The 11,748-nt window shown below is 59.0% G+C and carries 11 protein-coding genes; 7 read left to right on the top strand and 4 right to left on the bottom strand.

Annotated features, from left to right (window positions below; translation table 11 throughout):
- Positions 1 to 112 precede the first annotated feature (112 nt).
- Together fabV and AB5Y92_RS18015 are read left to right on the top strand one after the other, a co-directional pair.
- Positions 113 to 1,306 carry an enoyl-ACP reductase FabV gene (gene fabV / locus AB5Y92_RS18020; RefSeq protein WP_005361765.1) on the top strand — a complete coding sequence of 398 codons (1,194 nt, stop codon included), beginning with the start codon at positions 113 to 115 and terminating at the stop codon, positions 1,304 to 1,306.
- A 162-nt stretch (positions 1,307 to 1,468) separates the two neighbouring features.
- A complete protein-coding gene (locus tag AB5Y92_RS18015; protein WP_201941354.1) occupies positions 1,469 to 2,944 on the top strand; it encodes a YfcC family protein in 1,476 nt (491 codons plus the stop codon).
- A 63-nt stretch (positions 2,945 to 3,007) separates the two neighbouring features.
- Here AB5Y92_RS18015 and AB5Y92_RS18010 read toward each other — a convergent pair whose 3' ends face one another.
- Complete coding sequence (locus AB5Y92_RS18010) at positions 3,008 to 4,222, bottom strand: pyridoxal phosphate-dependent aminotransferase (RefSeq protein ID WP_005334367.1); 1,215 nt, start codon at positions 4,220 to 4,222, stop codon at positions 3,008 to 3,010.
- A gap of 380 nt (positions 4,223 to 4,602) precedes the next feature.
- On the opposite strand from AB5Y92_RS18010, the gene AB5Y92_RS18005 reads away from it, so the two are divergent.
- Together AB5Y92_RS18005 and aqpZ are read left to right on the top strand one after the other, a co-directional pair.
- The gene (locus tag AB5Y92_RS18005; RefSeq protein WP_005334366.1) at positions 4,603 to 4,815 is read left to right on the top strand and encodes a DUF1653 domain-containing protein; all 213 of its coding nucleotides are present in this window, start codon (positions 4,603 to 4,605) and stop codon (positions 4,813 to 4,815) included.
- Positions 4,816 to 5,085: 270 nt separating this feature from the next.
- Positions 5,086 to 5,775 carry an aquaporin Z gene (gene aqpZ / locus AB5Y92_RS18000; protein ID WP_368227306.1) on the top strand — a complete coding sequence of 230 codons (690 nt, stop codon included), beginning with the start codon at positions 5,086 to 5,088 and terminating at the stop codon, positions 5,773 to 5,775.
- 92 nt (positions 5,776 to 5,867) lie between these two features.
- Here aqpZ and AB5Y92_RS17995 read toward each other — a convergent pair whose 3' ends face one another.
- Complete coding sequence (locus AB5Y92_RS17995) at positions 5,868 to 6,605, bottom strand: lytic transglycosylase domain-containing protein (protein WP_265062896.1); 738 nt, start codon at positions 6,603 to 6,605, stop codon at positions 5,868 to 5,870.
- 340 nt (positions 6,606 to 6,945) lie between these two features.
- On the opposite strand from AB5Y92_RS17995, the gene AB5Y92_RS17990 reads away from it, so the two are divergent.
- Positions 6,946 to 7,386 (top strand): GNAT family N-acetyltransferase, encoded by a 441-nt coding sequence (locus tag AB5Y92_RS17990; RefSeq protein WP_041980377.1) that lies wholly within the window; start codon positions 6,946 to 6,948, stop codon positions 7,384 to 7,386.
- Positions 7,387 to 7,391: 5 nt separating this feature from the next.
- Here the strand turns inward: AB5Y92_RS17990 and AB5Y92_RS17985 are convergent, their stop codons facing one another.
- Positions 7,392 to 7,934: a DUF1439 domain-containing protein gene (locus AB5Y92_RS17985; RefSeq protein WP_005353308.1), complete on the bottom strand. Its 543-nt coding sequence runs from the start codon at positions 7,932 to 7,934 to the stop codon at positions 7,392 to 7,394.
- A 97-nt stretch (positions 7,935 to 8,031) separates the two neighbouring features.
- On the opposite strand from AB5Y92_RS17985, the gene cls reads away from it, so the two are divergent.
- The gene (gene cls / locus AB5Y92_RS17980) at positions 8,032 to 9,513 is read left to right on the top strand and encodes a cardiolipin synthase (RefSeq protein ID WP_368227305.1); all 1,482 of its coding nucleotides are present in this window, start codon (positions 8,032 to 8,034) and stop codon (positions 9,511 to 9,513) included.
- Between the two features lie 107 nt (positions 9,514 to 9,620).
- Complete coding sequence (locus AB5Y92_RS17975) at positions 9,621 to 10,883, top strand: DUF945 family protein (RefSeq protein ID WP_368227304.1); 1,263 nt, start codon at positions 9,621 to 9,623, stop codon at positions 10,881 to 10,883.
- Between the two features lie 79 nt (positions 10,884 to 10,962).
- On the opposite strand, the gene purU is transcribed toward AB5Y92_RS17975, so the two are convergent.
- Positions 10,963 to 11,748: formyltetrahydrofolate deformylase (gene purU / locus AB5Y92_RS17970; RefSeq protein ID WP_368227303.1), on the bottom strand; the 786-nt coding region annotated here is incomplete at its 5' end.

Here is an 11,748-nt window from a genome sequence, read left to right as displayed (position 1 = left end):
TCACCCTGAATGGCCATTTTTGCCGCAGTTCAACACATCAGAGCACCTTATCGCGGCAAGATGAGGTATCTTATGCCCCGATTTCATCCATTAAACGGATCCGAGACCCCATATGATCATCAAACCCAAGGTTCGCGGCTTTATCTGCACCACCACTCATCCGGTCGGTTGTGAAGCCAATGTTCGTCGCCAGATCGCTTATACCAAGGCCAAGGGCACCATCGAGAATGGTCCCAAAAAGGTGCTGGTGATCGGCGCTTCCACCGGTTATGGCCTGGCCTCCCGGATTGCGGCTGCCTTCGGTAGCGGCGCCGCCACCCTCGGCGTCTTCTTTGAAAAAGCGGGCACCGAGTCCAAGACAGGTACCGCTGGCTGGTACAACTCTGCCGCCTTTGACAAGGCAGCCAAAGAGGCGGGCCTCTACGCCAAGAGCGTCAACGGCGATGCCTTCTCCAACGAGTGCCGCGCCAAGGTGATTGAGCTTATCAAGCAGGATCTGGGTCAAATCGATCTGGTGGTATACTCCCTGGCCTCTCCGGTGCGCAAGATGCCGGAAACCGGCGAAGTGGTGCGCTCTGCCCTCAAACCGATCGGTGAGGTCTACACCACCACCGCCATCGATACCAACAAGGACCAGATCATCACCGCCACCGTCGAGCCGGCGAACGAGGAAGAGATCCAGAACACCATCACAGTGATGGGCGGTCAGGATTGGGAGCTGTGGATGGCTGCCCTGCGTGATGCCGGCGTGCTGGCTGACGGCGCCAAGTCCGTGGCCTACTCCTACATCGGTACCGATCTGACCTGGCCAATCTACTGGCATGGCACTCTGGGCCGCGCCAAGGAAGATCTGGACCGCGCCGCTGCCGCCATCCGTGGCGATCTGGCAGCCAAGGGCGGCACCGCCCATGTCGCCGTGCTCAAATCCGTGGTGACCCAGGCTTCTTCCGCCATTCCGGTGATGCCGCTCTATATCTCCATGGCCTTCAAGATCATGAAGGAGAAGGGAATTCACGAGGGTTGCATGGAGCAGGTAGATCGCATGATGCGCACCCGTCTCTACGCGTCCGACATGGCGCTGGACGATCAGGCTCGCATCCGCATGGATGACTGGGAACTGCGTGAAGATGTGCAGCAGACCTGCCGCGACCTGTGGCCATCTATCACCAGCGAGAATCTTTCCGAGCTGACTGACTACACCGGCTACAAGCAGGAGTTCCTGCGCCTGTTCGGTTTCGGTCTGGATGAGGTCGATTACGATGCGGATGTAAATCCGGATGTGAAATTCGACGTGGTCGAGCTCTGAGTCTGACTCAAGTGAAGACAGGGCCCCGCGGGGCCCTGTTTTTTTGGCAAACATTCCGCTAATTTGCGGAATTTTATTATCAGCGATCACCTTTTTCCCATATCAAACCCGCTAGTCTTGCGCTGATCGGATCACAGACGGCATTGCCGAGGTACGGAAGCTATGACCACTCCAAACGAGGCGCCCAAGAAGCGCCAACTCCCCACAGTTTATACCCTGCTTTTCATCATCATCGCCCTGATGGCCGCCCTCACCTGGGTGCTGCCAGCGGGCAAGTATGACTATGTCACCGCCAAGACCCAGCAGCCGGTTGCGGCAGCGGCCGTGGCCGATTACAGCGGCGACGAGCGGCTGTTGCCGGTGCCCGGCAGCTACACCGAGTTACCCGCCCACCCGCAGGGGGTGTTCGAGGTGCTCAAGGCCCCCATTCAGGGCTTTCACAAGGCGGCCGACGTGGCGCTGTTCGTGCTCATCATCGGCGGCTTTCTGGCAGTGACTATGCAAAGCGGTGCGCTCGATGCCGGGGTGGGAGCCATCGTGCGCGGCTTTGCCGGGCGCGAACGGCTGCTGATCCCGGTGCTGATCGCCCTGTTTGCCCTCGGCGGCTCCACCTTCGGCATGGCAGAGGAGACGGTGGCCTTCTGGGCACTCATCGTGCCGGTGATGATGGCGGCGGGCTTTGATCGCATGGTGGCGGCGGGGATTATCCTGCTTGGCTCCGGGGTCGGGGTGCTCGCCTCCACCGTCAACCCGTTTGCTACCGGCATCGCCTCCGGTTTTGCCGGCATTCCCATCGGTGAGGGGATTGGCCTGCGGGTCATCCAGTGGCTGCTGCTGGTGATCTTCGCCTCCTGGTTCGTGATGCGCTACGCCAAGCAGGTGCAGCAGGACAAATCCCGCTCCGTGCTGGCCGACATCGCCTATGACGACGAGTTCTCCCAGATGAAGAGCGGCAATCTCGCCTTCACCGGCAAGCAGAAACTCACCATGCTGGTGTTCTTCGGCACCTTCCTGTTGATGATCTATGCGGTGGTGCCCTGGTCGGATTTGGGGATCGACGTGCTGCCCACCTTTGGCTGGTGGTTTGACGAGCTCTCGACCCTGTTCTTCAGTGCCTCCATCCTGATTGCGCTGATCAACCGGATGCCGGAGTCCAACTATGTGGCGACTTTCCTGAGCGGCGCTCGGGATCTCATCGGGGTGGCACTGGTGGTTGCGGTGGCGCGCGGCATCTATGTGGTGATGGAGCAGGGCGTCATCATCGACACCATTTTGCACTGGGCTGAAGGGCTGGTGACCGGACTCTCCTCATCGGTCTTCATCCTGATGGCCTATCTGGTGCACATCATCCTGAGCTTCTTCATCCCCTCCACCTCGGGGCTGGCGACCGTCTCCATGCCGCTGATGGGGCCGCTGGCGGACTTCTCCGGCATCTCCCGAGATCTGGTGATCACCGCCTATCAGTCCGCCTCCGGCTGGATCAACCTGTTTGCCCCCACCGCCGCTCATCTGGTGGCCGGTTTGGCGCTCGCCAAGATCCCCTACGATCGCTTCGTGCGCTGGGTGCTGCCCTTTATCATCGGCGTAGCCCTCATCACCATGGCGGTGCTGGTGGCCGGTGCCCTGCTGCACGGCTGATGGCACGGATAAAACCACAGATAACAAAAAGGCTCCCGCGGGAGCCTTTTTCATGAGCTTTGCTTACTGCTTGTAGCCCTTGAGGAAGCGGGCGAGGCGGCCGATGGCATCTTCCAGCTCCTCTTCGCGGGGCAGGAACACCAGCCGGAAGTGATCCGGTGCCGGCCAGTTGAAGCCGGTGCCCTGTACCAGCAGCAGCTTCTCTTGCTGCAGCAGGTCGAACACCATCTTCTGATCGTCGCGGATGTCATACACCTTGGGGTCGAGGCGCGGGAACATGTAGAGCGCCCCCTTGGGTTTGACGCAGGAGACCCCGGGGATCTCGTTCAAGAGCTCCCACGCCTTGTCCCGCTGCTTGCGCAGGCGGCCGCCCGGCAGGATCAGCTCGTTGATGCTCTGGTAGCCGCCAAGCGCAGTCTGGATGGCGTGCTGCATCGGCACGTTGGCGCACAGCCGCATGGAGGCCAGCATCTCCAGCCCTTCAATGTAACCGCGGGCACGGCCTTTTGGACCGGTGATGACCATCCAGCCCTGACGGAAGCCGCAGGCACGGTAGGCCTTGGAGAGGCCGTTGAAGGTCACCACCATCACATCGTCACACAGGGTGCAGACGCTGGTGTGGGAGATATCGTCGTAGAGGATCTTGTCGTAGATCTCGTCGGCGAAGATGATGAGGTTGTGCTGGCGGGCGATCTCGATCACTTCCAGCAGGAACTCGCTGCCGTAGACGGCACCGGTCGGATTGTTGGGGTTGATCAGCACCAGGCCGCGGGTGCGCGGGGTAATGCGGGCGCGGATGTCGTCGAGATCAGGGTACCAGTCAGCCCCTTCGTCGCAGCGATAGTGCACCGCATGGCCACCGGAGAGAGTGACGGCCGCGGTCCACAGCGGGTAGTCGGGGGAGGGCACCAGCATCTCGTCGCCATTGTTGAGCAGCGCCTGCATCGCCATCACGATCAGCTCGCTGGCGCCATTGCCAATGTAGATGTCGTCGATATCGACCTTGCGCATCCCTTTTTGCTGGTAGTACTGCATCACCGCTTTACGGGCAGAGAAGAGCCCCTTGGAGTCGCAGTAGCCCTGGCTCAGCGGCATGTTGAGGATGACATCCTTGATGATCTCTTCCGGCGCATCAAAGCCGAACGGGGCCGGATTGCCGATGTTGAGCTTGAGAATGCGGTGGCCTTCGTCTTCGAGACGGCGAGCCTCTTTATGCACCGGGCCGCGGATGTCATAGCAGACATCGTCGAGCTTGTGCGACTTGTCGATTGTGAACATGGTGAGTGTGATTCCTTCCCCACAGGGACGCGTTGGCGAAAAAGGCGATTTTTAGTATCAAATTTCTTTTCCCCTATTCTTCACAGAATTGAATGCTAGAACAATCCTCTTTTTAGAAGAATTCCCTGATTTTTAGCCCTAAAACAGGGTTGCTATAACGTTAAATTCAGCACGATCTTTGGTGCTAACCAAGGTTAACTAGTGAAACATGGGGAACGAATTAACAATGCTGCCTGACTGTGTTGCAATATCCGGATCCTGTGGCACGATTGGCTTGTGTAAAAAATCGTCTTCGTCCCCCTTTTCGATGAGTTGAATGGCACTCATGGTGTCATCTTTATGTGGTTAGCTCATCGGTATTACTTCTGCGAGGTTTTCCCATGCAAGCACCCGTTCCAGGCCGCTATCGCCACTTCAAGGGGGGTTACTATCAAGTGCTTGCCCTGGCTTTGCATACCGAAACCCAGGAGCAGCTGGTCATTTATCAATCCGAGCAGGATGGTCAGGTCTATGCCCGACCCGTCGCCATGTTTATGGAGTGGATTGAGCATCAGGGGCAGGTTGTCAGCCGTTTTGCCCCTGCAGGAGACTGACCACGCCTCCGTTTTTATCGTTCAAGGGATGAGCACTCGAGCTAAATGGTGTCACAAGTTGTCGCATGACGCCCTTGGGTATGAGATGTGCAGCCAGCCGTCTTAATGACAAATCTCTTATCTAATCAAAAAATTGTGACGAATATCACATTCAATGAGCTCTGCCTGCCGGGTTCGCAATCTGGACTCACACTCCCATAATGCTGCGCTTGTTCAAGCATGGGCCCTTCTCGGGTCTTGTTCGGTGTTATCTCAAATGGGAGAAATAATGTGAAACCTGTTGCTGCTGAGTTTATGGGCACTTTCTGGCTGGTATTGGGGGGGGGCGGCAGTGCCGTGCTGGCTGCGGCCTTCCCTCACGTCGGGATTGGTCTGCTGGGGGTCTCGCTGGCTTTCGGTCTGACCGTGCTGACCATGGCGTTTGCCATAGGCCATATCTCCGGTTGCCACCTCAATCCGGCCGTGACCGTCGGTTTGTGGGCGGGGGGGCGTTTTCCGGCATCCGGTGTACTGCCTTACATCGTGGCGCAAGTGCTGGGTGGCATTGCCGCTGCTGCCGTGCTTTACGTGATTGCCAGCGGTCAGGCCGGGTTTGATCTCTCTGCCGGTTTTGCTTCCAACGGCTATGGTGAGCACTCTCCGGGTGGTTACAGTCTGACTGCCGCACTGGTGTGTGAAGTGGTGATGACCGGTTTCTTCCTGTTCGTCATCATGGGCGCCACTGATAGCCGTGCGCCTGCCGGTTTCGCGCCGATCGCCATCGGTCTGTGCCTGACCCTGATCCACCTCGTCAGCATTCCGGTGACCAATACCTCGGTCAACCCGGCCCGCAGTACCGGTGTTGCGCTGTTTGTCGGTGACTGGGCTATCAGCCAGCTGTGGCTGTTCTGGGTTGCCCCGATTGTCGGTGCCATTCTGGGTGCGCTGGCTTATCGCCTGGTGGCGACTGAGCAGAAGTAATCATTTGCGAAACAAAGTGTGGTATCGACACGCCTGCGGGCGTGTTTTTTGTTTCTGGAGGGGCGAGAAAAGAGCATTAACCGAGGCTAACCTCAGAGCCCTTTGGCCTGCAGCATCTCTTTGTAGCGCAGGTGGAGGAGCTGGACGCGCTCCACATAGGCACGGGTTTCCGCATAGGGCGGGATGCCGCCATGTTTTTGTACGGCGCCCGCGCCGGCGTTGTAGGCCGCGGTCGCCAGCGCCACGTTGCCGTCATACTGCTTGAGCAGTCCCGCCAGGTATTTCACCCCGCCGAAGATATTCTGCTCCGCCAGCAAGGCATTGCCGACCCCTAACTCCCGCGCCGTGGCGGGCATCAGCTGGGTCAGCCCCATCGCCCCCTTGCGGGAGACCGCCAGCGGATTAAAAGCGGATTCCGCATGGATCAGCGCCCGGATCAGCGCCGGCTCAACCTGATAGGTTTTGGCGGCTGCCTTGATGGTGCTGGCATAGTCATAGAGAAACAGGCCTGTGGTCTGCCAGTTGACGCTGGATTTGGGGTCGCAGGCGAAGCAGTCGTTGAACAGCAGCAGCTCGTAATGGCCCTGTTCGGGCGCCATGTCGGAGTAGCGAACCACCCCGTTTTGTTGCACCGATTTATAGACCTGGATCTGCTTCTTGCCGTTGGTGGCGACTGCCGTCGTTTGAGCGGTGTCGGGTTGTGGGACGGGAGTGGCATCTTTGACCGAACGCAAGGGGGAGGGCGCTGCGGTCAGGAAGATCACCTCCGCGGGGGGGGGAGTCTGGCTCCATCCGCTCAGGGGGATCAACAACATATGGCCTGCCAGCATCCATGCTTTCAACCCAAATACTCCTTCTTGTGATGACCATGTTGAGTAAAGCATCATGACGAGGGCAGAACAAGCGGCCAACAGGGGGCAAATGATCCGATTCGGTGACCGGGATCAAAGTATCTGCCGCAATAAAGGATTGTCATCATAAAGCACAGTTTTGGCAGTCGGGCGGTGGGTCATGGCCTCTTCCACCGGGTAAGCAAGCTGCCCACGACGTCCGCTTTTTTGTTGACGAAAGGCATGCTATCGTGCTGGCGTCATGTGGTCGGATTAGCGCACCGTATCTGGCACTAATAACTGATTATCAAAGGATTTGTCTGTGACAAGCAAGCTGGCGATGGAACTCACTTTCGAAGAGTACTGCGACGCCGACCTCTCCCTTATCAGGGACTATTACGAGACGACGTTTTCCCACTATGTGCCGGATCTGGCCGAGCGGATCTTTGTCGTGCGTGATGCTCACTGGCTGGTGGGGGCGGTTCGGTTGCGGGACGAGGAGGAGTTTTACCATCTGTGCGGCTTTCGCCTGTTGCCCCACTACCAGTCGCTGGGATTGGGGTCACGGCTGCTGCAGCACGCCTGTCACGGTCTGTTGGACAAACCTGTGGTCTGTCAGGCGCTGCCCTTCGAGAAGCCTTTCTATCTCAAGGCCGGGTTTGCCGATATGCCCCTCAATCAATTGAGCGGGTCGCTTTTCTCCCTCTACGAGCGGCAGCAGCAGCAGGGTTATCAGGTGGAGCTGCTGGTACGGGATACCACCCAGCCCCTCCTGAATTGAGCGGTTTAGCGGGGTTTGGTAAGCAGGTGGATCTTGCCCGGTGACAGCTCCAGTCCCAGCAGATTCTCCTTCAGCCACGCCTGATCCGGATCCTTGTCATTGAGTTTGTAGACCGGTTTGGTCTCGAGCCGCTTCTCCATGCTTTGCAGCAGCATGTTGAGCATCAGCCCGAACTTCTTCTCGGCCGCCTCCGGCTCCAGCTTGTACTCCACCAGCTTCATGTTATCGAGAAACAGGGCGCTCTGGCTCTTGTCATAGCGGGGTCTCGCCTCATAGGTCATCTGCAGGCGGGCGTCATATTCGGTATTGTCTGGCAGGGCGATTTTGAGCTTGCCCTTGCCATAGACCCGGGCGGTATCGGGGCGTTGGCGACCGATCTGGACGTCGCTCTGCTCAAGCGTCACATGGGCCTTGATGATGCCCGGCAGCTCCAGCTGTTTGTCGACTTGCACCTGAGATTGTAGGTACTGGTTTATCTGTTGCTCATTGATGTCATATGAGCCTTGGCCTAGCATGGCCAGGCTGAGCAGCATAGATTGCAGGATCATGCGTGCGACCTGATAGAATGGATTTGCCTTACAGCATACCATCCCGGCCGGTTGGGGTCTGCCCACCGCGCTGTTTGTCGATTAGAAGGAGTCCCCGTTGTTTAACGGTCTGGAACACGATCTTCAACTGCTGTTTTCCCGTTTTCTGGGTTGGCTGCTACTGCTTTTTCATACCGTGATTGTCACCGGTGTGTCGTTTCGGGTGGTGATGAAACGCCGTCCCATTGGGGTGTCGCTGGCCTGGCTGGCGCTGATCTATGCCATTCCGTTTGCCGGGGTGGGTTTCTATGTGCTGTTTGGTGAAATCAAGCTGGGGCGCCGCCGTGCCGAGCGCGCCCAGGCCATGTATCGCCCTTATGCCATCTGGATCCGGCAACTGGCCCGTCTGTTCCCGCAGCACTGCTGCGAAGTGGGCGCCAAAGCACAGCCGCTGCACGATCTCATCCAGGGACGGCTCGCCATGCCGATGCTCTCTGGCAACCGCATGACCTTGCTCAACAAGCCGGACTGGATCTTGCGCGAGATTGCCCAGGATATCCGTCGCTCGACCCTCTCCTGCTATCTAGAGTTCTATATCTGGCATCCGGGCGGCGATGCCGACGAGGTGTGCGAGGCGCTGATTGACGTGGCGCAACGCGGCGTGGATTGTCGCTTGCTGCTCGATTCGGTGGGCAGTAAACAGTTCTTCCGCTCCCACTGGCCCAAAAAGCTGCGCAAGGCGGGGGTCAAGCTGGTGGAGGTGCTGCCAGTCGGTGCCTGGCGCATTCTGTTCCAGCGTCAGGATCTGCGGATGCACCGCAAGCTGGTGGTGATCGATGACAGGGTAGGTTACACCGGCTCCATGAACATGGTGGATCCCCGTTTCTTCAAGCAAGATGCCGGAGTCGGCCAGTGGGTCGACATCATGATCCGGGTGCAGGGGCCCATGGTGCCGCTGATGTGGTCGATCTTCGTCTGGGATTGGGAGATGGAGACCGGCGAGCGGCTGCTCGACAGTTTGCAGCATGAGCCGGAAGCCTGGCCCCAGACCAACTACCGCGCCCAGCTGATCCCGTCTGGCCCCTTCGTCGGCGGCGACTGCATCCAGCAGAGCCTGCTGCTGGCCATCTATCAGGCGCGCAGCCATCTGGTGCTGACGACCCCTTACTTTGTACCCGACGATCCACTGGCGGCCGCACTCAGTTCGGCAGCGGCGCGCGGAGTGCAGGTGCAGCTGGTATTGCCGGCACGCAATGACTCCATCATGGCCAATTACGCCTGCAACGCCTTTATGGAGGAGCTGCTGGCGGCCGGGGTGGAGATCTACCGCTACGATGCCGGTCTGCTCCATACCAAGAGCGTGCTGGTGGATGATGACTTCGCTCTGGTGGGGACGGTCAATCTGGATCGGCGCAGCCTCTGGCTCAACTTCGAGGTGACCCTGTTGGTGGATAACCCCTCGTTCGTGGCCCAGATGACCCGGCTGGTACAAGGCTATATGGCAGAAGCCACCCCGATGACCCTGGCCCAATGGCAGGCCCGCCCCTGGTACAAGAAGGCGATGGAGAACATCTTCTATCTCTTCAGCCCCTTGCTGTGATGTTGTGGCGAGCCGCAAGAAAGTGGACTCGCCATCTGATTGGACTTGCCTAGCCCCGAGTCCGCCCCGTAGAGTGCAGTGACAACTCCCTGGAGACACATGGATATATGAAAAAGATAGTGGCCTTCGCCGTGGGTGCGGCACTGGTAGGTGGTGGTCTGGCTGCGTGCTGGTACACGGGCAACAGCTTCGACAACATCATGGCGGAGCAGATCGCCAAGGTAGAGCAAGAGACCGGTATCGACATGCAGTGGCAGCCGGGTAGCAGCAACCTCTTCACCCGTGACGGGATCCTCAAGGTCGTGGTGACGCCGGAGGAGCTGGCTGCCATCGACAGCGAGCTGGAGGGCAGTCAGCCCATCGAGTTGCAGCTGGTGGTCAAGAGCCAGATCCTGCCGCTCTACATCAAGAGCCACTTCCTGCTCGATACCCATAATGGCACGCTAGCGCCGGTTTTCACCGCACTGGGCATGGAGCAGTGGGAACTCGGTCTGGAGTCGGTCACCAGTCTCTGGACCCAGGGTAACAGCAGCCGTTTTTGGGCCAATGAATTCAAGATCAAACAGGGGCTGGACGAGTTCAGCTTCCTGCCCCTGAGCGGCGAGTTCCACGGCAATCTGGAGGGGAATGGTCACCTCACCATGACCTGGCAGGGGATGACGGTCCATGAAGAGCAGAGCAAGATGGACTTGGTGCTGGCCGATCTGAAAGGGAGTGCCGACATTGCCGAGATCTGCGGTGTGCTCCTCTCGCCCCAGAGCGAGATGACCCTCTCGGCCCTCACGGTACAACTGCCTGACAGCGTCAAGGTCGCCCTGCAGGGGATGACTACCGAGACTCAGCTGACCGGTGATGATGCCCAGACCCTCTCCAGCAGCTATCAGATGAAAATTGCCAAGCTGGATCTGGAGAACGAGACCGACACCCTGGCGGTGACCGACAGCAAGTTGGCGCTCAACCTCAACGGTCTGGATCTGGAAGGGTATCAGGGGCTGCAGGCCGCCGGTGGCAAGGGAGTTGAAGATGCCGCTATCCAGCAGGCGCTGGACAAGATGCTCAAACGTGGCGCGACCCTTGAACTGGCCGATCTCAGCGCCAAGCTCAACGGTGAGGCGGTGACCATGAAGGGGGACGTGAGGCTGGCCTCTACCTCGCTGGAGCAACTGTTTAACAGCGACGCGGGGATGCAGGCCCTCTCCGGCGTGCTGCATGCCAGCCTCAGCGACAAGTTGGGCAAGGCGGTGCCGCAACTGGCCCCCATGCTCGATCAGCTGACCCAGATGGGTTATCTGAAGGCCGACAAGCAAGCGCTGACCTCCGAGTTGAAGCTGGAGAAGGGCGCGGTGACGGTAAACGATCTGCCGCTCTGACACTCGGCGCAGAAACAACAACGGCTCCCGCGGGAGCCGTTGTTGTTTCTGGCGTTTGCATACGGGCCGTGTGGGCGGATTACTTGAAGACCACCGTCTTGTTGCCGTAGACGAACACCCGCTCGTTCAGTACCAGCTCCAGCGCGCGGCTCAGCACCGATTTCTCCACATCCCGACCCGCCTTGGCCATGTCGTCCGCACTGAAGGCGTGACCGACGTGGATCACGTCCTGTTCGACGATGGGGCCTTCATCCAGATCGTCGGTCACGAAGTGGGCGGTGGCACCGATCAGCTTGACGCCGCGATCAAACGCCTGCCGGTAGGGGCGGGCACCGATGAAGGCGGGCAGGAAGGAGTGGTGGATGTTGAGGATCTTGCGCGGATAGGCCTCGACGAAGCTCGGGGTCAGCACCCGCATGTACTTGGCCAGGATCACATAGTCAGGCTCATAGCTGTCGATGATGGTGCGAACCTGCTCCTCATGTTCGGTCCGGCTCAGACCCTCGTGACTGACGGTGTGGAACGGGATATCGAACTTGCCGGTGAGCTCGGCCAGGGTGTCGTAGTTGCCGATCACCGCGACGATATCCATATCCAGCGCGCCCGCGTAGTTCTTCATCAGAATATCGCCGAGGCAGTGGGTCTCTTTGGTCACCAGGATGACGATGCGCTTCTTGCCTGCCTTGACCAGACGGCGCTGGGCGCCGATGGGCAGGGCATCATCGAGGTCGGCCAGCAGGGTCTCGTCGTTGAAGCGCCCCTCCAGCTCGGTACGCATAAAGAAGCGGCCATTCTCGTGATCCACAAACTCATCGTTCTTGATGATGTTGAGCTGGTGCTTGTAGCAGATGTTGGTGATCTTGGC

It is taken from the genome of Aeromonas sp. R1-1 (assembly GCF_040908495.1).
Classification (GTDB): domain Bacteria; phylum Pseudomonadota; class Gammaproteobacteria; order Enterobacterales; family Aeromonadaceae; genus Aeromonas; species Aeromonas veronii.
This window is presented reverse-complemented; position numbering and strand designations above follow the sequence as displayed.